Source organism: Amycolatopsis sp. NPDC104863, assembly GCF_055582965.1.
Window position 1 is genome coordinate 434744 of sequence record NZ_JBVJOW010000004.1, and the last position, 24121, is coordinate 458864.

Annotated in this window: 22 protein-coding genes and 1 tRNA gene; 20 read left to right on the top strand and 3 right to left on the bottom strand. The window is 71.5% G+C overall.

Features of this window, described 5'->3' with window-relative positions; all coding sequences use genetic code 11:
• Positions 1–16: 16 nt before the first annotated feature.
• From ACZ63J_RS23620 to ACZ63J_RS23650, 7 genes are all read left to right on the top strand, one after another.
• Complete coding sequence (locus tag ACZ63J_RS23620) at positions 17–604, top strand: hypothetical protein (RefSeq protein ID WP_465405957.1); 588 nt, start codon at positions 17–19, stop codon at positions 602–604.
• Positions 605–690: 86 nt separating this feature from the next.
• The gene (locus tag ACZ63J_RS23625) at positions 691–1482 is read left to right on the top strand and encodes an ESX secretion-associated protein EspG (RefSeq protein ID WP_465301267.1); all 792 of its coding nucleotides are present in this window, start codon (positions 691–693) and stop codon (positions 1480–1482) included.
• Complete coding sequence (locus ACZ63J_RS23630; RefSeq protein WP_465405958.1) at positions 1475–1648, top strand: hypothetical protein; 174 nt, start codon at positions 1475–1477, stop codon at positions 1646–1648. Before ACZ63J_RS23625 ends, ACZ63J_RS23630 begins: the two co-directional genes overlap by 8 nt.
• Positions 1641–2435, top strand: a complete 795-nt coding sequence (locus ACZ63J_RS23635; protein WP_465405960.1) for a hypothetical protein — start codon at positions 1641–1643, stop codon at positions 2433–2435. Before ACZ63J_RS23630 ends, ACZ63J_RS23635 begins: the two co-directional genes overlap by 8 nt.
• Before the next feature lie 899 nt (positions 2436–3334).
• A complete protein-coding gene (locus ACZ63J_RS23640) occupies positions 3335–3952 on the top strand; it encodes a hypothetical protein (protein ID WP_465405962.1) in 618 nt (205 codons plus the stop codon).
• 148 nt (positions 3953–4100) lie between these two features.
• Entirely contained in the window at positions 4101–6233 is a 2133-nt protein-coding gene (locus ACZ63J_RS23645) for a bifunctional MFS transporter/dTMP kinase (protein WP_465405964.1), read from the top strand.
• Complete coding sequence (locus tag ACZ63J_RS23650) at positions 6230–7435, top strand: DNA polymerase III subunit delta' (protein WP_465301277.1); 1206 nt, start codon at positions 6230–6232, stop codon at positions 7433–7435. The genes ACZ63J_RS23645 and ACZ63J_RS23650 overlap by 4 nt, the downstream gene beginning before the upstream one ends.
• Positions 7436–7500: 65 nt before the next feature.
• On the opposite strand, the gene ACZ63J_RS23655 is transcribed toward ACZ63J_RS23650, so the two are convergent.
• Complete coding sequence (locus ACZ63J_RS23655; protein WP_465405965.1) at positions 7501–9165, bottom strand: hypothetical protein; 1665 nt, start codon at positions 9163–9165, stop codon at positions 7501–7503.
• Between the two features lie 134 nt (positions 9166–9299).
• Here ACZ63J_RS23655 and ACZ63J_RS23660 point away from each other — a divergent pair.
• A tRNA-Thr gene (locus ACZ63J_RS23660) sits at positions 9300–9373 on the top strand.
• A 221-nt stretch (positions 9374–9594) separates the two neighbouring features.
• On the opposite strand, the gene ACZ63J_RS23665 is transcribed toward ACZ63J_RS23660, so the two are convergent.
• Entirely contained in the window at positions 9595–10050 is a 456-nt protein-coding gene (locus tag ACZ63J_RS23665; protein ID WP_465301281.1) for a GreA/GreB family elongation factor, read from the bottom strand.
• Positions 10051–10173: 123 nt separating this feature from the next.
• On the opposite strand from ACZ63J_RS23665, the gene ACZ63J_RS23670 reads away from it, so the two are divergent.
• The 6 genes from ACZ63J_RS23670 to ACZ63J_RS23695 all read left to right on the top strand — a co-directional run bounded on the left by ACZ63J_RS23670 (position 10174) and on the right by ACZ63J_RS23695 (position 16312).
• Positions 10174–10761, top strand: coding sequence for a TetR/AcrR family transcriptional regulator (locus ACZ63J_RS23670; RefSeq protein WP_465301283.1), 588 nt, complete (start codon positions 10174–10176; stop codon positions 10759–10761).
• A 90-nt stretch (positions 10762–10851) separates the two neighbouring features.
• Complete coding sequence (locus ACZ63J_RS23675; RefSeq protein WP_465405967.1) at positions 10852–12075, top strand: M14 family metallopeptidase; 1224 nt, start codon at positions 10852–10854, stop codon at positions 12073–12075.
• A gap of 28 nt (positions 12076–12103) precedes the next feature.
• Positions 12104–12628 (top strand): gamma carbonic anhydrase family protein, encoded by a 525-nt coding sequence (locus ACZ63J_RS23680; protein ID WP_465301285.1) that lies wholly within the window; start codon positions 12104–12106, stop codon positions 12626–12628.
• Positions 12629–12661: 33 nt separating this feature from the next.
• Positions 12662–13084 carry an uL11 family ribosomal protein gene (locus ACZ63J_RS23685; RefSeq protein ID WP_465405969.1) on the top strand — a complete coding sequence of 141 codons (423 nt, stop codon included), beginning with the start codon at positions 12662–12664 and terminating at the stop codon, positions 13082–13084.
• A 130-nt stretch (positions 13085–13214) separates the two neighbouring features.
• The gene (locus tag ACZ63J_RS23690; protein WP_465405971.1) at positions 13215–14483 is read left to right on the top strand and encodes a serine hydroxymethyltransferase; all 1269 of its coding nucleotides are present in this window, start codon (positions 13215–13217) and stop codon (positions 14481–14483) included.
• A 176-nt stretch (positions 14484–14659) separates the two neighbouring features.
• Positions 14660–16312 carry an MDR family MFS transporter gene (locus ACZ63J_RS23695; RefSeq protein ID WP_465334080.1) on the top strand — a complete coding sequence of 551 codons (1653 nt, stop codon included), beginning with the start codon at positions 14660–14662 and terminating at the stop codon, positions 16310–16312.
• A 54-nt stretch (positions 16313–16366) separates the two neighbouring features.
• Here ACZ63J_RS23695 and ACZ63J_RS23700 read toward each other — a convergent pair whose 3' ends face one another.
• Positions 16367–16885 (bottom strand): inorganic diphosphatase, encoded by a 519-nt coding sequence (locus ACZ63J_RS23700; RefSeq protein WP_465405973.1) that lies wholly within the window; start codon positions 16883–16885, stop codon positions 16367–16369.
• A 175-nt stretch (positions 16886–17060) separates the two neighbouring features.
• Between ACZ63J_RS23700 and dacB the strand changes: the two genes are divergently transcribed.
• The 6 genes from dacB to ACZ63J_RS23730 all read left to right on the top strand — a co-directional run bounded on the left by dacB (position 17061) and on the right by ACZ63J_RS23730 (position 24002).
• Positions 17061–19430, top strand: coding sequence for a D-alanyl-D-alanine carboxypeptidase/D-alanyl-D-alanine endopeptidase (dacB, locus tag ACZ63J_RS23705; RefSeq protein ID WP_465405975.1), 2370 nt, complete (start codon positions 17061–17063; stop codon positions 19428–19430).
• 102 nt (positions 19431–19532) lie between these two features.
• Positions 19533–20543 carry a zinc-dependent metalloprotease gene (locus ACZ63J_RS23710; RefSeq protein ID WP_465302720.1) on the top strand — a complete coding sequence of 337 codons (1011 nt, stop codon included), beginning with the start codon at positions 19533–19535 and terminating at the stop codon, positions 20541–20543.
• Positions 20540–21499 carry a tRNA lysidine(34) synthetase TilS gene (gene tilS / locus ACZ63J_RS23715; protein WP_465405976.1) on the top strand — a complete coding sequence of 320 codons (960 nt, stop codon included), beginning with the start codon at positions 20540–20542 and terminating at the stop codon, positions 21497–21499. Before ACZ63J_RS23710 ends, tilS begins: the two co-directional genes overlap by 4 nt.
• Before the next feature lie 3 nt (positions 21500–21502).
• Entirely contained in the window at positions 21503–22054 is a 552-nt protein-coding gene (gene hpt, locus ACZ63J_RS23720; protein ID WP_257918091.1) for a hypoxanthine phosphoribosyltransferase, read from the top strand.
• A gap of 144 nt (positions 22055–22198) precedes the next feature.
• Complete coding sequence (locus ACZ63J_RS23725) at positions 22199–22564, top strand: hypothetical protein (RefSeq protein ID WP_465405977.1); 366 nt, start codon at positions 22199–22201, stop codon at positions 22562–22564.
• 22 nt (positions 22565–22586) lie between these two features.
• The gene (locus ACZ63J_RS23730; RefSeq protein WP_465405978.1) at positions 22587–24002 is read left to right on the top strand and encodes a hypothetical protein; all 1416 of its coding nucleotides are present in this window, start codon (positions 22587–22589) and stop codon (positions 24000–24002) included.
• Positions 24003–24121 lie beyond the last annotated feature (119 nt).

Here is a 24121-nt window from a genome sequence, read left to right on the forward strand (position 1 = left end):
ACGCACCGTGCACACGGTGACCAGCAAGATCCTGAAGCCGGTCCGAGCGGCCGCCGCGGCGTCGTCGTCGGCCGCCGACCTGTTCGACGCGCTGCCCGGCTTCGCCGGCAGTGGCGGCGTCTGCGGTGTAGCCGTCGCGATGTCCGAGGCGCCGTGGACGTCGGCGTTCTTCGACGACCGGAAGCGGTTCGGCGTCGCCGGGGAGGGCCTGCGGCTGTCCGGGCCGTCGTCGGGTTCGGTCCCGGAGTTCCTCGGCCTGGCGTTCACGCGGCTGCTGCCCTGCTCGCCGGCCTCGGGCGAGGGGCTGTGGCTGGACGCCGACGAGCGCGGCGTGCTCGAGCCCGGGCAGGAGTGCCTGGTCCTCGACCTGATGGAGGACCTGCGGCGGCCGAGGCGCGGCACGGTCCAGATCGACGTCGCTCTCGCCGCCGCGGAGGGCCCGCGGCGGCCGTGGGAGATGCTGGCGTTCGTCGACGACGACCGCGGCCGGCACCTCGCGGTGCTCGGCAGACGCGAGGGCGGCCACCGCCGGTTCTGGTGGCTGCCCGGCAGTGTGGAGCGGCTCGCGGAGTTCGTCGAGGGGCGGGTGCCGGAACATGCCTGAGCCGCTCGGCGACCGCTCACCGAACGACCTCACCCTGTCGAACATATGTGCGAGAAATTGTCGGTGCCAGGGTGTTCAATCTAGGGGTGAACAACTCAGTCGCCGTCTTCGACGTCATCGACGAGGTCATCGCACCGCTGTCGGCCGAGGTGCCGGAGCGGCCCTCGGTGATGGAGTTCTACGACCCCGAGTTCGAGATCCCGCCGGTGCTGGCGGAGACCGGACCGCTGCCGGGCCGTCGTTCTTCGCCGTCCTCGAGCCTCGCCGACGAGGTGGAGCAGTACACGCGGTTCGTCGCCGGGATGTCCGCAATCGGCCTCGCGCCGGGTGGCGAGGTCACGGCGGAGGCCGTCGGGCTGTACCGCGCGTTGCGGGGTGGCTTCATCCGCGGCGTGGTCACCGGCGTCTTCCCGGCCCGCGACGAGCCGTGGGAGGTCCGGTTCTTCGGCGACGAGGACTACACCACGGTCCTGCACAAGCTGGGCAACCGCGCGCGGCTGCGGTCGGGCTTCCTCAGCGAGCTGCCGGGCTGGGTGTTCGACGGCCTGCCCGACCGGCCGCCGGGCCCGGGCGGGCTCGTCCGCATCGAGACCGACGAGGGCGGCCTGATCCCGCGCGGCTGCGAGCGGGCGGTCGCGCAGATCCGCGAGTGCGCGGCCCGTCCCCGCCTGGGCACGGTGCTGGTCGACCTCGCGGTGCGCGACGCGATCTTGGCCGAGTACCCGCACGGCGCGTTCGGCCTGGTCGACAACGACCTCGGCCGCTACCAGTTCAGCGCGGCGGTGGGCCGCACCGGCCGCTGGACGGTGACGTGGGGTCCGGCCTCGCGAAGCACGGCGGAGCAGTGGATCGTCGAGGCGGTGCAGAGCCATGCTTGAGCAGGAGGCGGCCGAGCCGGCGGTGCTGGGCCTCACGGTGCGCGACGCGATCCTCGCGGCGGCCGAGCTGATCAGCGACGTGCCGATACCGCGTGGCCCGGCGGCGGCGGCGGGTTCGGGCGAGGCTGAGAGGGGACCGGGAGAGGAGGTGCGAAGCCATGGTTGAGCGCACGGCGGCCCGGGAGCTGCTGGAGCTGGCGGCCGGGCCGGTGCTGGCGGCGATGCCGGACCGCGAGCCGGTGGACCGGCTGTACAACCCGGAGGTGAGCGACCACGACATCCTGGTCCACGGCCCGGTCTCGGACGACCCGGCGGACCTGATCGCCGAGATCGAGCGGCACACGGCGTGGGCCGCGTGGATCGAGGGCACCCCGTTCGGCGAGGCGGGCGAGCTCAACGAGCTCGGCTTCGAGGTGGTGTCGCTGATGCTGCGCGGTTCGGTCCGGGCGGCGCTGTGCGGCGTGTTCGACGAAGGCCCGGAGACGGCGGACATCCGGTGCTACGCCGACGGCGAGCGCGCGTTCATGATGGGTTCGCTGCCCGGCCGCACGGCGATCCACCTGGCCGACTTCGAGGAGCTGCCGGAGATGCTGGTGGCCGAGCTGCCGGACGCGCCGTTCGGCAGCTCACCCCGCCCGATCTGGCTCACGGTCGACAAGGACGGCCTGGTCCACGACGGCCAGGACGAAGGCCTCGGTGCGATGCGCGAGCTGCTGGCCCGCCCCCGCTCGGGCACGGCGGTCCTGGACATGCTGGCGTTCGGCGGCCTGTGCGCAGAGTTCCCCGACCACGGCTTCGTCCTGATCGACACGGACCTGGGCCGCTTCGCCCTGGCGGCCCTCGACCGCGGCGACGGCCGCCGCCAGCTGGTCCTGAGCCCCTTCAGCCGCACCATGCTCCGCGACTGGTGCCGCAAGATGATCGACCTGGGCCAAGAGGAGGTGCAGGAGTAGCCCGGCGCCCGGCCGCTCGGCGACGCGGCAGGCGCGGCGGATGGGCCGGCGGCTGCGCGGCGGACGTCGGCCGACCGGCGGTGCGTCCGGCACGTGCCGGGTTCGGCGCGCGCACCCCGCTCGGTGTCTGGGCCGCCGCAGAGGCAGCCGGGGTCGCGCCCGGCGACCAGAGTCGCCGCCGCCGGGCCACGCCGCTCCGCCTCCGCCGATGCGCGGCCGCGCTGGCCGCACCGATCCGCCGATGCGCCGCCGCGCTGCGGCCGCGGCGGCGGGGTTGGCACCCAGGTCCTTGGTGTGCTCCGAGCGGCGCACCCAGCCGTCCGTCGGCTGCCGCGCTGCTGCGCTGCCGCCGCCGCGCTGGCCCGCGCCGATCTGCCTCCGCCGTGCTGCCTCCGCCGATGCGCCGCCGCGTGGTCTCCGCCGCCGCGCTGGCCAGCGCCAATCCGCCTCCGCCTCCGGCCGTGCTGCCCCCGCTACCGCGCCGCCGTTGCGGTGCGCCCCGCCGATGCGCTGCCTCCGCCACCGCTCTGGCCCACCGATGCGCTGCGCCCGCCGCTGCCCCCCGCCGCTGCGGGCTCCGCCACTGCCACCGTCACCCAACGCGCTCGAACCGAACTCCAACCACCCCCATGACCACCCCGAGCACCACCCGGCAAACTGGCCACTGGCCATCCCGTCGGCCAGTCCCGCCGGCAGGCCGATGTGATCGGACTCACTACAATCCGTCACCATTGGCGGTCGACCGAGTCACCGGCGGGCTGGACACTGCAGGGGGTTCGGGCACAGGCTTGCGCTGCGTGACCGACCCTCCATTGCAGACAGAGCCATTGGGCGGATGCGTTATCCGCCATCGTCGCTACCCTGGAAAGGCGAGGACATTCAGTAGTGAGGTGGTCACCATGAGCGCGAACGGTGAGGCTCCCTTCTTCAATGCCCCCGAGCTCACTCAGCGCGACGGCACTCTGTCCGAAGCACCAGGCGAGACGTTCGCGGACCCGGTCTCCGGACTGGTCACCGCGGCACCCGAGCCCCGTCCCGCGACAGCGAACGGGCACGAGCCCGCCGCCATCCCGGTGGCCGGGCCGGTGCAACACGACGAGGAGGCCGTGCGCCGGATGGTCGAGGAGGCCCTCCGCGAGGAGGAAGCCAAGGCTCCGGCGGCGATCCCGCCCGCGGGCACCACGAGCACGGCCGGCGATGGCGCCGGCTCGCCGCCCGGGGTGTTGCCGCGGCAGCGCAACCGGCGGCGGACCTGGCCGACGCGGGCGCCGCAGATTCCGCGGCCCGCTCGGCAGCAGGCGCCGGCCGACGACGACTTCGACGAAGACCTCGAGGTCGTGCCGGTCAAGCGGCGCAAGCTGCCGAAGATGCCCGCCATGTCGATGCCGGCCTTCAACCGGCCGTCGTCGAGTGCGGCGGGCGTGATCCTGGCGGTCGCGTTGCTGATCGTGTTCGGTTTTGTCGCGATCGAGATGGTCTCCAGCCTGGTCAGCAGCGTGACCGGACTGTTCGACTAGCGTTCCTCCGCTGTTCCCCACCCCACCGGCACCACGGGGGCGTCCGCGCGGCAAGGGCCGATCGGGCTACCCTGGCTTCACGGTCGGGCTACCTCACGAGGGCGTCCGGCATGGCCGTGACTAGTGGGGTGGGCGTATCAGCGAGGGCGTGCGATCGGTACCCGGGGCCGGCCCCGGTGGGTCGTCGGGCGCCGAGGCGTCCACGATCAACCGGGTCCGGCGGGTACTGGCGATCAAACCGTTCCGGCGCCTCTGGGGCGTCACGTACCTGTGCAGCGTGGCCGACTGGCTGAACATCCTCGCCCTGACCGGCCTGGCCACGAAGCTGACGAACAACTACTTCGCCCAGAACTTCGCGTTTGTCGGCGTGGTGCTCACCGGGCTCGCCCCGGGCCTGCTGTTCGCGCCGGTCGGCGGGCTGCTCGCGGACCGGTTCGACCGCCGCAAGGTCATGGTCGTCGCCGACCTGCTGCGGTGCGGGTTCCTGCTGTCCATCGCCTTCGTGAGCGCGCCGTGGTGGCTGCTCGTCGGCAACTTCCTGGTCGGCAGCGCGGCGAGCATGTGGATCCCCTCGAAAGAGGCCGCGGTCCCCAACCTGCTCCGCCGCCCCGACCAGGTCGAGACGGCCAACCAGCTCGGCATGGTGATGACCTACGGCCTGGCCGTCGTCACCGCGGCCGGCGCGAACGCGATCCTCACCGGCATCAACACGAACTTCCTCCACGTTCCCGGTGAGGACACCAGCCTCCGCATCGCGAAGCTGGTCGTCATCATCACCGCCCTGCTCTACCTGGCCAGCGCGATCCTCATCGCCACCCGGATCCCCGAGCTTTCGCTGCGCAACGTCCATTCGCTGCCGGAGCAGAAGGTCAAGCAGGCCGACGAGGAAAAGCTCGGCATCGGCACGATGATCGCCGACGGCTTCCGGTTCATCCGCACCACGCCGCTCGTGCGCGGGCTGCTGGTCGGCGCGTTCGGCGCGTTCGCCGCCGGCGGCGCCGTGATCGGCTCGGCCAAGCCGTACTCCTCCAGCCTGCTGGCCGGTGACTCGGCGTTCAGCCTTCTCGTGCTGGCCGTCTTCGTCGGCCTCGCCTCCGGGATGGCGTTCGCGCCCAAGCTCTCCCGGCGGCTCCCGCACGACAGGCTGTTCGGCGTCTCCATCATCGCGGCCGGGCTCTCGCTCGCGCTGGTCGCGTTGTCGCCGCACCTGTCGGTCTCGCTGATCACCGTGGTCCTGGTGGGGTTCTGGGCCGGAACGGCGTTCCTCACCGGTGTCACGATCATCGGCTCCCGCGTCGAAGACGCCATCCGCGGCCGGATCAACGCGATCTACCAGCTGATGATGAAGCTCGTGCTGTTCGGCACCACGGTCACCGTCCCGGTGCTGGTCGGTCTCGTGGCGACGCGCACCATCAACGTCTGGGGCAGCCCGGTCACGATCGACGGCACCCGGCCGATCATGCTCGCCGGCGCCGCGATCGCGCTGATCGCCGGCTTCTTCGCCTACCGGCAGATGGACGACAAGCGCACCGAGCCGATCCTGTCCGACCTGCGCAACGCGCTGCGCCGCACGCCGAGGCGCGTCAACGGCTTCCTGATCGCCGTCGAGGGCACCACCGCGATCAACACCGCGATCCAGGCCGTCAACCTCGCCGACTGGATGCGCGGCGGCACGCGCCCGGTCGTCGTCGCCGCGGATCCGGCGCTGGACGACAAACGGCTGACGGCGTTGGTTTCCGGCGCGTCGCTGACCGGGGCGCGCGCGCAGGCGCTGGCCGCTGCGGCGGTGCGGGCCGACATCGTCGAGCGGCACGTCCAGCCGGCGCTCGACGCCGGTTCGGTGGTCGTCATGGAGCGGTTCGTCGACTCGCCGCTGGCGCACCTGTCCGCCGTCGCCGGGCTCGACAGCGACGAGCTCGAAGGCCTCGCCGACTGGGCGACCGGGCGGCTGCGCCCGGACCTGACCGTCCTGCTCGACTCCGCGCCGCCCGGGGCGCCGCGCGACAAGGCGGCCACGATGAACGACCAGTGGCGCGTCCAGCACCTGCTCGTCGAAATGGCCGCGGCGGACCCGGATCGCTACGTCGTGATCGACGCCGACGGCACCGACACCGAAGTCGCCGAGCGGATCCGCACCGCGCTGCGCGCCGTGTTCGTCGGCCGCCTGTCCGCACTGGCCCCGACGACCGAGAAGCCGGTCACGCTGCCGCTCGACGTCGAAGACCCCTTGACCGTCGAAACCCTCGAGACCGCGAAAGAGCCTCGCGTGGAGGCGAAGTGACGACGACCGAACGCATCGGCGTCTGGAACCACGTGGTCGGCCAGGAAGCCGCGGTCGAAACCCTGACGGCGGCCGCGTCCGCCGCGGCGAAGATCGTCGCCGGAGAACCGGCGCCGCCCGGCGCGATGACCCACGCCTGGCTGATCACCGGCCCGGCCGGGTCCGGCCGCTCGGTGGCCGCGCGGACGTTCGCCGCGGGCCTGCAGTGCAGCACCGGAACCGGCTGTGACGCCTGCCCTGGCTGCCACACGACGATGGCCGGCACCCACGCCGACGTCCGGCTCGTGGTGCCGGAAGGACTGTCGATCTCGGTCGCCGAGATGCGCGCGCTGGTCCAGGCCGCGGCGCGCCGGCCGACCACCGGCAAGTGGCAGGTCGTGATCATCGAGGACGCCGACAGGCTCACCGAAGGCGCGTCGAACGCCTTGCTGAAGGCCGTCGAGGAGCCGCCGGACCGCACGGTGTTCCTGCTGTGCGCGCCGTCGGACCACCCCGAGGACGTCTCGGTGACGATCCGTTCGCGCTGCCGCCTGGTGACGCTGCGGACACCGCCACCGGAGGCGATCGCGGACGTGCTCGTGCGCCGTGACCACGTCGATCCGGAACGCGCGCAGTGGGCGGCTTCCGTGTGCGGCGGCCACGTCGGCCGTGCGCGGCGGCTCGCGACCGACGAAGCCGCGCGCCAGCGGCGGGCGACCGTGCTGCGGATCCCGCTGGGCCTGCGCCGGCCCGGTGACGTCTTCACGTGCGCCGACCAGCTGATCAGCGCGGCCGAGGCCGACGCCGGTGAGGCGAGCAAGGGCCGGGACGAGGACGAGCGCAACGAGCTGCGCACGGCGATGGGCGGTGACGGCGTCGGCAAGGGAGTCGCCGGCGCCAAGCGCGCCGCCGAAGCCGCGGTGAAGCAGCTGGAGAAGAAGCAGAAGTCCCGCGCCACGCGCACCCAGCGCGACACGCTGGACCTGTCGCTGATCGACCTCGCCGCGTTCTACCGCGACGTCCTCGTGACGGCGACCCGCTCGGGCGCGACGCTCAACCACCCCGACCACGCCGACCAGATCGCCGAAGCGGCGTCGTCGTGGACGCTGGAGTCGACGCTGCGCCGTCTCGAAGCCGTGCTGGAGTGCCGCGAGGCGATCGACCTGAACGTGAAGCCGCGCATCGCCGTCGAAGCGATGGTCACGACGCTTCGCCAGGGCTAAGAGAAACCCGCCAAGAGCCGAAGCTCCTGGCGGGTTCCTTCACTGTCCCCGGGGCGGCTCGAAGGTCACTCGCGCGGGCGCGGTGACGGCTTGAACGGCTTCTCCTGGACCGCGACGGCCAGCGGCCGCCGGCGCGCGCCCGGCATCGCGGCCACCATCACGACGCCCAGCAGCAGCATCGCGGTGCCGGTCCAGAACAGCGGCACGGTGTCGTACGCGCCACCGGTGTAGGCGAGGTGCTTCACCGGGCCCTTCGGCGCTTCGCCGCCCGCGGGCGGGGTCGACGTCGTCCCGCAGACCACGCCGTCGGTCGGCGCGTAGGCCCGCGCGACCTGCTCGCCGAGCGAAAGCTGGGCCAGCGAGGACGGCAGGTTCTTCGCCTGGTCGTCCGGCAGCAGGCTCTTGAGCTTCGTCGTCGGCAGCAGCTGCAGGTCGAACAGCCGCGCCGACGCGCCCAGCTGGAAGCCCTTGAACGGCGTGGTCATCGCCGCGGACTTCTGGTCGAGCCCGGCGATGCTCAGCCGCAGCACACCGAGGTCGAGCACGGTGCCCGCGGTGTTGCCGACCTGCTGGACGCCCTTGGTCAGCGTCGAGACGAGCCCACCGACCACCGGGATGTCGTTGAGCTGCCCGAACTGGTCGCTCAGCCCGGCCAGCGGCAGCCCGATCGGGATGTCCTTGGTCGGGTGCGCGGCATCCAGCGTGTACAGCGTCTTCCCGGCCGCCTCGATGGTCAGCACCGGCGCGGTGTACTCCACTTTGGACGTCTTCGCGTCGCCGGTGGAGGTCACCTTCAGCGTCGGCTGGCTGGCCACCTTGATGCTCAGCGCGAGCGGGGTGCCCTTGAGGATCTCGATGTCCGCGGCCTGCAGCGTCGAGGTCGACTGCACGGCCTTGTTCTTCGAGCCGGGCATGTCCACGAGCTTCACCTGCGACCGCGACGACAGCGTGTTCGGCAGGCTCAGCAGCGAGCCGTTGCCGTTGGCCGCGGTCTGGCCGCCGCCCTGCAGCAGGCCACCGAGGCTCTGCAGGCCCTTGGTCAGGTCGAACCCGCTGGCCAGCGTGCTCGGGTCGAGCTTCGGCTTCAGCGCGTCCAGCCCGAGGTTCGGCATCGACGGGATGACGTTCAGCAGCGACAGGCTCGCCACCGACGTGCTCGCGTCGGCGATGGTGTCGACGCACGGGCCGAGCGTCGGGCTCCACCGCGCGTGCGCGCTCCCGTTGAGCAGGCCCACGTTGAGCAGCGGGTTCGGCGGCGCGTTGAGCCCCCCGCTGATCGGCTGCGGGTTGTCCGGCAGGGCGGTCTGCACGACGCTGCCGGGCGTCTGCGGCGCGTTCCCGCCCACTGAAAGCCCGAACGGCGACGCCTGCGCGATGGCCTTCTCGTAGCTCAGGAAGGCGTCGGAGTTCGCCGAGGCGCTGGAGAGGCCCATCCCGGCCTCGAGCGCCGACTGCTTCGGCAGGGTGTCGCCGAAGCCGGGCAGGATCGTCTTCGTGGGCACGGCGTTGGGCAGCAGCCGGATGATGCCGAGCGCGGTCCCGGCGTCCCCGACGGCCTGCCCGAGCGGCTGCGGCCCGATCGGCGCGGAAATGGGCGCCTGCCCCGGGTTCGCCGGCTGCGGGATCGGCGTCGTCGGATAGGTCGGGTCGGCGTTCGCCGGCGCCGCGCTGAGCAGGAGCAACGCCGCGGCCGCCGGCAGGGCCACCGAACGGGGCAGTCTTCGCCGCATGTGCCAGAGCCTCCAGATAGGTCGATCGGGGGGATGAGACCGACGTCATAGGGCCCTAACGACGGTCCCCCCGGAAAGTGACGCTGACAGCCTCCGCTACACTTGTCGTCGTCGCCAGCGCGAGCCGGAGACATGCCGCCTTAGCTCAGTCGGCCAGAGCGATTCACTCGTAATGAATAGGTCAGGGGTTCGATTCCCCTAGGCGGCTCAGCCAATGCTCGGCCCCTGCCCCTCGAGGGCAGGGGCCGTTTTTGGCTTCGCGTGTCTTGTGGGGCTTCGCCCCACACCCGTCCGGAGGGCTCCGCCCCCGGCCCCCTGTCGTGGTCGCCTTGCCGTGGAATTTGTTTTGGGGAACCACCCTTGCGGGTCAAGTTTTGGACGGCGAAGGCCCCCGGCTTGTGGCCGGGGGCCTTCGCAAGGGGCTTGCTTCTACTTGGGCGGTGTCACCTTCAAGACCGTGGCCTTGGCGTCGCCTCGGGGGGTGCGGTAGGTGATCTCGTCGCCCGCCTTGCGGCCTACCAGGGCCAGCCCCAGGGGGCTGTCCGAAGTGATCGCGTCCGCGTCTTCGCCGGGGACCGTCACCACCTGGAACGTCTCTTCGTCGCCGTCGGAAAACCTGAGGGTCACCGTGGTGCCGTCGGGGAGCTGGGCGTTGCCGTAGCCGCCGTGTTCCATCTTTGCCGCGAGATCCGCGATCTGGCGGTCGAGCCGGGCCGCCGCCTCCGCGCGGTCGATCACGTCCGCCTGGTCCGCCGCGTCGCCGGTGCGCTCCTGCTCGCCGGGTTGCGGCGCGAGCGCTGCGCGTTGAGCGCGCAAGTTCGCGATTTCCTTCTCCAGCTGGCCGCGTGCGGCCGGGCTGAGCCCCTTGTCCCCTGAGATCACCATGCCGCGCATTGTCCGCTGCGAGGACCGGGGTGGCCAATCCGGTTTTTCACCCGGAAGCCACTCGCAGGACGTCTGCCCTAGGATTCGGGGCTGCCGTCCAGGAAGAAGGTAACGAGAATCACCGTGAGCGCAGTCCCCGGTCGCAGCGACCGGCTCTCTCCCAACCAGCTGGCCAAGCAGGAGCAGATCGTCGAGGCCGCCCGTGTCGTGCTCGCGCGCGACGGGCTCGCGGGGTGCACCGTGCGCGCCATCGCCGACGCCGGGCCGCTCACCAAGAGCGCGATCCACTACTACTTCGCCGACATCGACGTCCTCATCGACCGCGCGATGGCCGCGCACATCACCGCCTTCGCCGCGGGGCTGCGCGAGGTCGCCGTGAAGCACGACGAGCCCCGCGAGCGCCTCTTCGCCGTCCTCGAGGAGTACCTGCGCGTCTTCGCCGCGAACCCGAACGCCGCGTTCCTCTGGTTCGAGTACTGGATCGCGGCCGGGCGCGCGCAGCACCCGCAGGCCATCGACGTGATGCTGACGTCGCTCACCGAGCTGCTCGCCGAGCTCCTCGCCCCGCTGGACGTCGACGACCCGCGGGCGCGCGCCCGGGCGCTGCTGTCGTACCTGCTCGGCACGGTCGTCCAGCAGCGGGTGCGGCCGCGGCCGTTTGCCACGCTGCGTGCCGACATCGAGGCGCTCTGCTTCGCGAACTACGGCTAGAAACACCCATTAGATCCGTACTAGTACGGATTGCGGGGTATGTCCGGCTCCGGCCAGGGTCGAAGGATCCTCTCGAGAGCAGGAGACGTGATGCGCACTCGAACGTGCACGGCCGCGGCCCTGGCCGCCCTCTTGGTGCTCACCACCGGCGGCCAGGCCGGCGCGGCCCAGCCGGACGGTCCCCAGGTCTACGAGGTGGCCGGGACCGGCTCGGCCCAGCAGCGCACCGAAGTCGCCCGGACCGGCGCCGACATCCTCGACAGCACCGGCGGGACGACGACGGTCATCGCCGGCCCGGCCGAAGCGGCGCAGCTGCGTGCGCTCGGCTTCGACGTCAAGGCGCTCGGCAAGGTCAACCGGCCGCAGGGCACCGAGACCGTCGAGGACTTCCCGGCCGGCTACACCGGTTACCACACCTACGCCGAGACGCAGACCGAGCTGCAGAAGGCCGTCGCGAACTACCCGTCGCTGACGAAGCTGGGCAGCGCGGGCAACTCGTACCAGGGCCGGGCGTTGTCGCTGATCAAGATCTCCGACAACGCCGCCACCGACGAGAACGAGCCCGAGGTCCTCTTCACCTGCAACCAGCACGCGCGCGAGCACCTCACCACCGAGATGTGCCTGCGCATCGTGCAACGGCTGACCAGCGGGTACGCCACCGACAGTGCCATCAAGCGGCTGGTCGACAGCACCGAGATCTGGGTGGTCCCGAGCGTCAACCCGGACGGCTCGGAGTACGACATCTCCGGCGGCACGTTCCACAGCTGGCGCAAGAACCGGCAGGGCAGCGGCACCGACACCAACCGCAACTGGGGTTACAAGTGGGGCTGCTGCGGGGGCTCGTCGGGTTCGACGTCCAGCGAGACCTACCGCGGCCCGGCGGCGTTCTCCGCGCCCGAGGCCAAGGCCGTCGCCGACTGGGTCACCTCGCGCAAGGTCGGCGGTGTCCAGCAGATCAAGACGCACATCGACTTCCACACCTACTCCGAGCTGGTGCTCTGGCCGTTCGGCTACACCTACGACCGGACCGCGCCCGGCCTCACCGCGGCGGAGGCGACGAAGTTCGAGACGCTCGGCCGGCAGATGGCGGCGACCAACGGCTACACACCGCAGCAGTCCAGCGACCTCTACATCACCGACGGCAGTGTCAACGACTGGATGTGGGCGACGCACAAGATCTGGAGCTTCACCTTCGAGATGTACCCGAAGGGCAGCAACCCGGGCTTCTACCCGCGGGACACCCAGATCGTCCCGCAGACGACGCGCAACGACGCGGCCGTGGACATCCTGATCAACGCGGCGATCACGGGCTGACGCCCCGGGCGCGGTCTAGGGTTCGGGCATGCCTCTGTTCTCGTTCGAAGGGCTCCGCCCGCAGGTCCACCCGGACGCCTGGATCGCGCCCACCGCCACCCTCATCGGCGACGTCGTCGTGGAGAAGGACGCCTCGGTTTGGTACGGCGCCGTGCTGCGCGCCGACTTCGGCAAGATCATCGTCCGCGAGGGCGCCAACATCCAGGACAACTCGGTCGTGCACGTCAACGTCGGCAAGGTGTGCGAGATCGGCAAGAACGCCACCGTCGGCCACCAGTGCCTGGTGCACGACTGCACGGTCGGCGAGCAGGCCCTGATCGGGAACGGCTCCACCGTCCTGGACGACGCGAAGATCGGCGAGCGGACGCTGGTCGCGGCCGGCGCCACCGTGACGCCGGGCACCGAGGTGCCGTCCGAGGTCGTCGCGATGGGCAGCCCGGCCAAGAAGTTCGTGCCGCTCACCGACTCCGCGCGGCTGTGGGTGGAGCACAACGCGCCCGTCTACCAGGACCTGGCGAAACGGCACAAGGCCGGCGTCGAAGCGCTGGATTGACTCTCCAGTAGCTGGAGACCCTAGCTTCGGGGCATGGCTCCGAAGAAGCTCACCCACCAGGTCACCCTGGAACTGTCCGCGGGCAACGCCCCGGTCGTCGACCTCGGCAAGATGCTGGGGCAGACCGGGGTCAACCTCGTCGAGATCAAGAAGGCCTACGACGCGGCGACGGTGGCCCAGCGCGGCGACATCGTGCCGGTGGTGGTCTCGGTGTTCGAGGACCGCTCGTTCGCGCTGCGGCTCAAGACGCCGCCGACGTCGTTCCTCATCAAGAAGGCGCTGGGGGACAAGGGTTCCGCGCGGCCGGGGCACGAGGTCGCCGGCAAGATCACGACGCGGCAGCTGCGCGAGATCGCCGAACGCAAGCTGCCGGACCTGAACACCGGTGACGTCGAGATGGCGATGCGCACGATCGCGGGCACCGCCCGGTCGATGGGTGTCGCGGTTGTGGACTGAGGCGCGCGAGCACGGACTAAGCTCTACCGCGCAGCAGCGACTGGCGCCATCGAGGTGGAGCACCACCGGGAAGCGACGACGGCCGGCACCGCGCGCCTGGGTGAAGGCCACTCCAGAGCTGGAGTACGCCATGACACATCGGCCCGAACTGAACGCGCTCGCGACCGCCGACCCCGCCATCGCCGGGCTCGTCGAGGAAGAAGCGAAGCGCCAGCACGACAAGATCCGCCTGATCGCTTCGGAGAACTACGTCTCGCAGGCCGTGCTCGAGGCCACCGGGACCGTCCTCACGAACAAGTACTCCGAGGGCTACGCGGGCAAGCGGTACTACGAAGGCCAGCAGTTCATCGACCAGGTCGAGCTGCTCGCCATCGAGCGCGCGAAGGCCGTCTTCGGCGCGGACCACGCGAACGTCCAGCCGTACTCCGGGTCGCCGGCGAACCTGGCCGTGTACCTCGCTTTTGCGCAGCCCGGCGACACCGTGCTCGGCATGGCGCTGCCGGACGGCGGGCACCTCACGCACGGCTGGAGCGTCTCCGCGACCGGCAAGTGGTTCACCCCGGTGCGCTACGGCGTCGCGAAGGAGACCGGCCGCGTCGACCTCGACCAGGTGCGCGACCTCGCGCGTCAGCACCGGCCGAAGCTGATCTTCGCCGGCGGCACGGCCATCCCGCGCACCATCGACTTCCCGGCCTTCGCCGAGATCGCGCGCGAGGTGGACGCGGTGCTCGTCGCCGACATCGCGCACATCGCCGGCCTGGTCGCGGGCGGCGCGCACCCGTCGCCGGTCGGGCACGCCCAGGTGATCACGACGACGACGCACAAGACCCTCCGCGGCCCGCGCGGCGCGATGATCCTCTCGGATTCCGAGCACGCGAAGGCCGTCGACAAGGCGGTGTTCCCGGGTCTGCAGGGCGGCCCGCACAACCACACGACCGCGGCGATCGCCGTCGCGCTCGGCGAAGCGCAACGCCCGGACTTCAGCGACTACGCGCACACGATCGTCGCCAACGCGAAAGCGCTGGCCGACGCGCTGCTCGCGCGCGGGTACGACCTCGTGTCCGGCGGCACGGACAACCACCTGCTGCTGATCGACCTGACGAACAAGGCGGTCGCGGGCAAGCCGGCCGCGCAGGCGCTGGACCGGGCGGGCATCGAGCTGAACTACAACACGGTGCCGTTCGACCCGCGCAAGCCGTTCGACCCCTCCGGCATCCGGCTCGGCACGTCCGCGATCACGACCCGTGGTCTCCTCCCGGAGCACCAGGTCCAGGTCGCGGAGTGGATCGACCGCACGGTCACCGCGGCGGCCGCCACGGACGAGTCGTCCCTCGACACGATCGCCGCGGAGATCCGCGAGTTCCTGGCGCCGTTCCCCATCCCGGGCTACTCGGCCTGACGCTCGTCCCCCGAAGGCGGAGCTTTCACGTGAAAGCTCCGCCTTCGGCGTGTCCGGGGCAGGAGACCGGGCTCACAGAAAACTTGATTGCATCATACAAGCTTTCGCGGAATACTTGGCCGAGGCAAGTAGTTGACAGTTACAAGCAACTACGACGAAGGCTGAGGGAGACCACCATGAGCGACACCACCACGGCGGAAGGAGCAGCCGCTACGAAAGGCCGACTGTCCCACCGCCAGATCCTGACCATCCTGTCCGGGCTGATGCTCGGCATGTTCCTCGCGGCGCTCGACCAGACGATCGTGTCGTCGTCGATGCGCACCATCGCCGACGAGCTGCACGGCCTGTCACTGCAGGCCTGGGCCACCACGGCGTACCTGATCACCGCGACGCTCTCGACCCCGCTGTACGGCAAGCTGTCCGACCTCTACGGCCGCAAACCCATGTACCTCACAGCGATCTCGCTGTTCCTGGTCGGTTCGCTCGCCAGTGGCATGGCGACGTCGATGTACGAGCTCGCCGCGTTCCGCGCCTTCCAGGGCCTCGGCGCCGGTGGCCTGATGTCGCTGGCTCTCGCGATCATCACCGACATCACCGCGCCGCGTGAGCGCAGCAAGTACCAGGGCTACTTCATGGCGGTGTTCGGCATCTCGAGCGTCGCGGGCCCGGTTGTCGGCGGCTTCTTCGCCGGTATCGACTCCTTCGCCGGCATCACCGGCTGGCGCTGGGTCTTCCTGGTCAACGTCCCGATCGCGCTCGCCGCGCTGGTCGTCGTCTCCAAGGTGCTGAACCTCCCGCACACCCGCGTGAACCAGAAGGTCGACTACTGGGGCGCCGTCGCGCTGGCCACCGGCCTGGTGCCGCTGCTGATCGTCGCCGAGCAGGGCCGCGAGTGGGGCTGGGGCTCGGCCGGTTCGGTCGCGATGTACGTGATCGGCGCGCTGGGTGTGGCCGCCTTCGTCTGGATCGAACGCCGGATGGGCGACGCCGCCCTCCTGCCGCTGCGGCTGTTCAAGCGGCCCGTGTTCCGGATGGCCACGCTGGTCACCGTCGTGCAGGGCGCCGGGATGTTCGGCGCGATGATGTCGCTGCCGCTCTACCTGCAGATCGTCAAGGGCGCGACGCCGACCCAGGCCGGCCTGCAGATGCTGCCGCTGACGCTCGGCATCATGATCGCCAGCCTGACCAGCGGCCGGATCATCTCGGCCACCGGCCGGTACAAGATGTTCGCGGTGGCGGGCATCGGCCTGATGGCGGCGGCGCTGTTCGCGCTGTCGACGATCACCGTCGACACCTCGCTGAGCCTGGTCATGGTGATCGCCTTCGTGATCGGCCTCGGCCTCGGCGCCTCGATGCAGACGCTGGTGCTGGCCGCGACCAACGACGTCCGGCCGCAGGACATCGGCGTCGCCACCTCGGCGGCGACGTTCTTCCGGCAGATCGGCGGCACGGCGGGCACCGCGGTGTTCCTCTCGATCCTGTTCGGCACGGTCGGTGACAAGATCGCCGGCGCCGTCCGCTCGGCGATCGCGACCCCGGCCTACGCCGCGGCGCTGGCCCAGCACCCGGAGTTCGCGCAGCAGATGAAGAACGGCCTGGACGTCAACGACACGTCGTTCCTGTCCACGCTCGACCCGACGCTGGCCCGGCCGATCCTGCAGGGCTTCGCCGAGTCGATGAGCACGGTGTTCCTGGTCGGCGGGATCGTGCTGACCGTCGGGTTCGCCCTGGTGTGGTTCCTCAAGGAGAAGCCGCTCTCGGACAAGTCCGCGATGGAGCAGCGCGCGGAGGCCGAGGAGGCCCCGGCCGCGCTGGCCCTGGCGCACTGACCCGCTGAAACACGAAGAGGCCCCTCGGATCCGAGGGGCCTCTTTCGCGTGGCGTCAGTGGGCGGGGCCGCCGTTGGCCGCTTCCTTGGCCAGGCGGTCGGTCTCGCGCTCGTACGAACGGGCGATCTCCGCCTCGGCCTCGGTGCGGCCGACCCAGGAGGAGCCTTCGACGCTCTTCCCCGGCTCGAGGTCCTTGTAGACCTCGAAGAAGTGCTGGATCTCCAGCCGGTGGAACTCGTTCATGTGGTGGATGTCGCGCAGGTGCTCCAGGCGCGGGTCGTTCGACGGAACCGCGATGACCTTGTCGTCCGGGCCCTTCTCGTCGGTCATCCGGAACATGCCGATCGCGCGGCAGCGGATCAGGCAGCCCGGGAAGGTGGGCTCCTGGACGAGCACCATCACGTCCAGCGGGTCGCCGTCCTGGCCGAGGGTGTCGTCGATGAAGCCGTAGTCGGCCGGGTACTGCGTGGCCGTGAACAGGGTCCGGTCCAGCTTGATGCGGCCGGTCTTGTGGTCGACCTCGTACTTGTTGCGCTCCCCTTTGGGGATTTCGATCGTGACGTCGAACTCCACGGCGTCCTCGCTGCTTCTTCGTAGATCCGGGCACACCGCACGTCGCGGGCGGCAACCTCAATGACTGTCTTGACGTCTCCTAGTGTGGACTACGCCGTGGCGCGGGGTCGCATCGATGTCGGCCACGCGGCATGTGAGCTTGGCCCCTTCCGGGGCAGGTGAGAAGGAGTGGTGGGTGCCGGAAAACGACCAGCCGATGTGGCCTTCGTCGGACGAAGACCGCTCGTCGTCCGGCGCGCGGAAGACCACCCCGATGTCCCTGCCCGACCCGCCCGAGGCGACCGGGGACCAGGCCGGCGTGCCCAAGGTCACAGGCAGTGAGGCCCCGAAGGGCTCGTGGTTCGCGCCGAACGTGCCGCCCGAGCCGATCCCGGGCCTGAACGTGCCGGCCGAGGAGCCCCCGCCGCCGCCGACCCCGGCGAAGCAGGACCTCGCCGACCGCCTCGGCAGCCGCGAGCCGAAGCAGCCCCCGGCCGAGGTGGGCACGCAGTTCATCGAGGTGGAGAAGCCGAAGCCGGCCGAAGCGGCGCCGGTCGGCGAGAGCACCCAGTTCATCGAGGTGGAGAAGAAGCCGGCGCCGGTGGTGCCGGTCGAGCGGAACGTCTGGCCCGGTGAGCAGCAGGAACGACGTGAGGAGCCGCAGCAGTGGCGGGAGGAGCTGCAGGTCTGGCGGGAGGAGCAGCAGCGCCGCGAAGAGCAGCTGAAGCGCGGTGAAGGACAACGTCGCGAGGAGCCGCAGCAGCAGCGTCCCGAAGCGTCCCAGCAGCGGTCCGACGCGACTCAGCAGCTCCGCCCGGATGCGGCCCAGCAGCACCAGCCCCAGCAGGCCGACGCCCCCTGGGCCCAGCGCATCGAACTGCGCGAGAACCGCACCGTCGACCGCCCGGCCGAGCCCGGCGACCGCCGTCCCGGCCTGCCGCCCGAACCGCCGCGCGGGGTCGTGCCCTCGGCGTCGGTGGGCTCGCTCGCCCGGCCGCAGCGGATCGAGCCGGACGGGCAGCGGTTCGACGCCGAGGCGACCGTCGGGATCGAACGGCCCACCCAGTTCCCCGCCGCGTTCCAGCAGCAGCCCCAGCCGCGCAGCGAGCCGCCGGCCGAGCCGCCGCGGCCGGAGCCGCCGGCCGAACCCGCTGCCGCCGAAGAGCCGCCGAAGAAGCGGCGCAAGGGCAAGATCATCGCGCTCGTCGTGGTCGTCCTGCTGGTCCTGGCCGGCGGTGGCATCGCCGCTGCGATGCCGAAGGTGTCGAACCGGCTGGGCCTGCCGTGGGCGCCGAACGCGCCGAAGGGGGACAGCCCGGAGCCGGTCGCCGCGACGCGCCAGCTGCAGGGCCCGGAGACGGCCGGGAAGGCGCCGACCGCGAACGGCGTCAAGTCCGCGCTGGCCGCCGCGGCCGGCAACGGCGCGCTCGGCCAGCTCACCGGCAGCGTGATGGACCCGGTGAGCGGCTCGGTGCTGTGGGACCGCAGCTCGTCGACGCCGGTGACGCCCGCGTCGACGACGAAGGTGCTCACCTCGGCCGCCGCGCTGCTCTCGCTCGACCACAACCTGCGGCTGTCGACCAAGATCGTGCAGGGCGCCGACCCGGGCACGGTGATCCTGGTCGGCGGGGGCGACACGACCCTCACCAACCTGCCCCTGGGCACCGAGTCGCCGCTGTACCCGGGCGCCGCGCACGTCGACGACCTCGTCGCGCAGGTCAAGAAGGCCGTGCCGGGGGTGAAGAAGGTGCAGGTCGACCTCAGCCTCTTCAAGGGCCCGACGACCGCGCCGGGCTGGGAAGCCGGGGACGCGCCGTCGACGTACGCGACGCAGATGTCGCCGGTGATGGCCGACGGCGGCCGGATCGGCCCCAAGGACAACAACTCGCAGCGCGTGGCCAACGCGGGCAGCGCGCTCGCCTCGTCGATCGCGTCCAAGCTCGGCGCCTCGGCCGGGGGCCAGGCGACCGCGCCCCAGGGCGCGAAGGTGGTCGGCGAGGTCAAGTCGGCCCCGCTGACCGAGCTGGTCTCCGACCTGATGGTGCTGTCCGACGACGTCCTCGCCGAGGCGATCGCCCGTCAGGTGGCGATCGCGAACGGCGAGGAAGCCAGCTACGCCGGTGGCGCCGCGGCGACCGCCAAGGTGCTGAAGGACCACGGCTTCGACGTCTCGGGTGTCCAGCTGTCCGACGGCAGCGGCATCTCGTCGCTGAACCGGATCCCGGCGCGGCTGCTCACCCAGCTGCTCGGGTCCGCGGCCGCCCCGGAGGGCAAGGACCCGAACACCGGGAAGCTGCGCGCGGTGCTGGCCGGTCTCCCGGTGGCCGGCGGCTCGGGCACCCTCGCCGACAAGCGGTTCGACACCCCGGCGTCGCAGGCCGGCCGCGGCTGGGTGCGGGCGAAGACCGGCACGCTCACCGGCGTCAACACCCTCGCCGGGCTGGTCCTCGACCAGGACGGCCGGGTGCTGGTGTTCGCGTTCATGTCGAACGACTCGGACACCGAACCCGGGCGGGACGCCATCGACGCCCTCGCGACGAGCCTGCGCAAGTGCGGGTGCGCCTGATCCGGCACCTCTCCGTGTGCGAAGCGTGCGGAAGTCGTGGCCGGAAACCCGCCCGGGGCAGGTAGCGTCGGAAGGGTGAGTCAGGAAACCGAGACCCGGCCGATGGTCGACTGGTCGCTCGCCGCGCAGACCGGCGCGCTGCTCGTGCGCGGCGGCCCGCAGGTCCCCCGCGAAGAGGCCGAAGCGGCCGTCACCGACCTGCGCGAGCTGACCATGGAAGCCGAGGGGCACGTCCGGCAGCTGACGAGTCTCGGGCTCGACCTGCCGCTGCTGCCCGGCGAGGTCGTCGACCGTCCGGGCTGGGTCCGGTCGGCCGCGGCCGGGCTGGATGCGCTGACCGGGCGCGCGCTGCCGCAGCAGGGCGGGCCGTTCGGGCCGATCCTGGCCGGTGGCGCCGGGGTGCAGACCGGGCTGGTGCTCGCCTTCCTCGCCAGCCGCGTGCTCGGCCAGTACGACCCCTTCGGTGGCCCCGAGCGTCAAGGTCAGCTGCTGCTGGTCGCGCCGAACGTCGTCGCGGCGGAACGCGCGATGGACGTCCCCGGCCACGACTTCCGGCTCTGGGTCTGCCTGCACGAGTGCACCCACCGGCTGCAGTTCACCGCGGTCACCTGGCTACGCGACTACTTCGCCGACGAGGTCGAGCGGCTCGTCTCCGGGCTCGCCGGCGGCGGCTCCGACAGCCTCGCCGACCTGGTCGGCCGGCTGCCCGAGGCGATCAAGCAGGGCCCGAAGCTGAACCTCGCCGAGCTGCTCCAGTCGCCGAAGGAACGCGCGGTGTTCGACCGGCTGCTGGCGCTCTCGACGTTGCTGGAGGGCCACGCCGACTACGTGATGGACGCCGTCGGCCCGCAGGTCGTGCCGAGCGTCGACACGATCCGCGCGCGCTTCACCGCCCGGCGCAAGGGCGGCGGCGTCTTCGACCGGCTGCTGCGCGCGTTGCTCGGCGTCGACGCGAAGATCCGTCAGTACGAAGAAGGCGCGAAGTTCACGAAGCACGTTGTGGACGCCGTCGGCATGGAGGGCTTCAACGCCGTCTGGCGGTCGCCGAACACCCTGCCGTCGCGCGCCGAGATCGCGGATCCGGCGGCGTGGGTCCGGCGCCTGCACGGATGACCGGGCCGGCGGTCGCGGCCGTCCGCCGGGCCGTCCGGGAGTTCCTGGAGAGCGTCGAAGCGCCGGCCGAGCTGTGCGTCGCGGTGTCCGGTGGCGCGGATTCCCTCGCGCTGGCCGAAGCGACGGCGTACGTCGGGCGCCACCGCGGTCACCGGGTCCGGGCGCTGGTCGTCGACCACGGCCTGCAGGACGGCTCGGCGAAGATCGCGCGGGACGCCGCTGCCGCCGCGAAGTCCCTGGGCGCCGACGAAGCCGAAGTGCGCCGCGTCGACGTCGACGGTCCCGGCGGCCCGGAAGCCGCCGCCCGCAAGGCCCGCTACCGCGCGCTGGCCGGGCACGACCTCGTGCTGCTCGGCCACACCCTCGACGACCAGGCCGAAACCGTCCTGCTCGGGCTCGGCCGCGGCTCCGGCCCCCGCAGCGTCGCCGGGATGCGGCCGCACGACCCGCCGTGGGGCCGCCCGCTGCTCGCGGTGCCGCGCACGACCACCCGGGCCGCGTGCGCCGAGCTCGGCGTCGAGCCCTGGGACGACCCGCACAACACCGAGCCGCGCTTCACCCGCGTCCGGTTGCGCACCGAAGTCCTGCCGTTGCTGGAAGACGTCCTCAACGGCGGGGTGGCCGCCGCGCTCGCCCGCACCGCCGCGCAGCTGCGTGAGGACAGTGAGGCGCTGGACACATCGGCGGAGCTGATCTTCACCCGTGCGGGCGGCGTCGAAGGTCTGGACGTCGCCGTGCTCGCGGCCGAGCCCGCGGCCCTCCGGCGGCGGGTTCTCCGCAGGTGGCTGCTGGCGTCGGGGGTGCGCGAGCTCACCGACGCGCACCTGCGCGCGGTCGACGCGCTCGTCGCCCGGTGGCGTGGTCAGGGCGGTGTCTGGTTGCCGGGCAACTTGGAAGCGCGCCGGGCGCATGGCAGGCTCTGCGTCATCTCCCAACCCACCACCCGAGGGGACTGACCCGTGTACGAGGGCGAAATCGCCTCCGTGCTCGTCACCGAGCAGCAGATCCAGGACAAGATCACGGAGCTGTCGGCGCAGATCGCCGCCGACTATCCGGCCAACGGGCAGGGTGAACTCCTGCTGGTGGGTGTCCTGAAGGGCGCGGTCATGTTCATGACCGACTTCGCCCGCGCGCTGCCGCTGCCGACGCAGCTGGAATTCATGGCCGTCTCCTCCTACGGCTCGGCGACGTCGTCGTCCGGTGTCGTCCGCATCCTGAAGGACCTCGACCGCGACATCGCGGGCCGGGACGTGCTGATCGTCGAGGACATCGTCGACTCGGGCCTGACGCTCTCGTGGCTGCTGAAGAACCTGGCCAGCCGCAACCCCGCGTCGCTCGAGGTCGTCTCGCTGCTGCGCAAGCCGGAGGCGGTCAAGGTGGACGTCCCGGTGAAGTACATCGGCTTCGACATCCCCAACGAGTTCGTCGTCGGCTACGGCCTGGACTACGCCGAGCGCTACCGGGATCTTCCTTACATCGGGACGCTGGACCCGAAGGTCTACACGTCCTAGTTCACCGACCGTTCACCGCAACTACCGGATCCGCGGAACCCCGGTGACGAAGTTTGCGTCATAGGCTCTGATCACGTGCGTTAACCTATGCGAAGACCATTCGTGCCCGCGGTGACCGGGTCGGGGGAACGGGAGAGAGCTCAGATGGGGAACAGCAGCGCTGCCGACGCGAACGCCTTCAAGGCCGCGGCCGCGGCGGGTCAGGTCGGAATCGACCCCGACGCCGCGCAGACCGTGCTGAACAAGATCCGCACCGGCAAGGACGCGGTCGAGGCGCTGCTCGCGGGTGCGGGCACCCTCGCCCAGCCGCCGAAGCTCGGGGACAACCCGGTCGGCAACGCGATGGCCGCCAAGTTCGTCCAGCGCGCCGACGGGGGCAACGACTCCTACGCCTCGGCGTTGCAGAACCTGCTCGACCAGTACTCGGCCGCCGAGGAGGGCATCGTCACGGCGATGTCGCGCTACCACGAGATCGACAACGCCGCGGCCGACCCGTTCCGCAACGCCTGAGTCCAGAGGGGATTTCGCAGTCATGGCTCCGAACCACAGCGACCAGCCGGCGTCCACCACTCCGGGCCCTACTGATCAGGGCTCGCTCGTCCCGCTCGGCGACAACGCGGCGTCGCAGAACATCGTCGACAACGCCCGCGGCAGCGCCGGCGGCTTCGACATGGGCAGCGACCGCGCGATCGCGAACCCGCCGAACTGGAACGCGCAGGCGAGCCAGCAGCTGTACAACGGCGCGGTCAACAACAACGACCCCGGCACGGCCGAGGCGACCGGGCAGGCCTGGTCGCACCACGGCAGCGAGCTGAAGGCGGCCTCCGACCACCTGTACAACGCGATCTCCGAGCTGGGCAACGCCTGGGTCGGCCGCGGCGCCGCGGGTGCGCAGGGCGCGCTGGTGGCCATCGCCAACTCGGGCTCGCAGGCCTCCGACGCCGCGCACACGATGTCCGACCGGCTCGCCCGGCAGGCCGCGGCGGCCGCCGAGGTCAAGAAGATGCCGGCGCCGAAGGAGTACGACCCCAAGCAGTCGATGGCGGCCGCGCTGGCGGGCGGCCCGGCGGCGCTGATCGCCGACCAGAAGGCCCAGGCGGACGCGGCCAACGACGTCAAGGCGCAGCAGGTCGCGTTCTTCAACGCCTACACCAAGTCGATGAGCGAGGTCGACGGCTCGACCCCGAGCTTCGGCCCGGAGTCGCTCGGCATGAAGCCGACGGGCTCGCACAACTCCATCTCGTTCAACTCGGTCGGCTCCGTCGGCAGCATGGGCTCGGTGCAGGGCCTGCCCGGCGCGGGCGGCGCGGTCTTCGCCTCCGGCGGCACGGGTTTCGGCGGCCACGGCGGCGCGTTCGACGCGCAGCACGCGGGCCTCACGCCGAACGCGACCCACGGCGGCGGCGCGCCCGGCTTCGGCCAGGACGCGGCCCTGCTCGGCAGTGACGCGCCCGGCGGCCCGGGCTCCGGCACGGGTGCGGGCACCACCACCGGCACGGGCCACGTCGCCCCGGGTGGCGGCGGCGCGCAGTCCGGCAACCCGCTCAGCAAGATCGGCATGGGGCTCGGCATCGGCGGTGCGGCCGGCGGTCTCGGCGCGCTGGCTTCCCGTGCGCTCGGCAAGGGCAACCGGTCCGGCTCGAAGTCCGAGAACGAGACGTCCCTGGCGTCGGCCGACGGCCAGGGCCAGAGCGCGGCTTCGGCGCAGGCGCCGCAGCAGGGTCTCGTCTCGTCCGCGGGCACCATCGGCGGGCAGACGCCGCCGCCGATGAACCCGGGCGGGATGGGCGGCGGCATGGCGCCGCACGGCGCCCAGGGCGAGCAGGACGAGGAGCACACGCACGCGTCGTTCCTCATCGAGGCGGACCCGGACGAGGCCTTCGGCGCGAACCAGGCGACCCCGCCGCCGGTCATCGGCGCGTGGTCCGGGGACGACGAAGACCGCTGATCCTTCTCGGGCCGGGGGGGGGGAGAGAGTGCTCCGGTATGGGTTTGCCGGTGGTGGGGTCGCAGCCAAAAAAAAGGGCGCCCCACCCACCTCGAGGAACCTCCCAGTGGGGTGCCGCC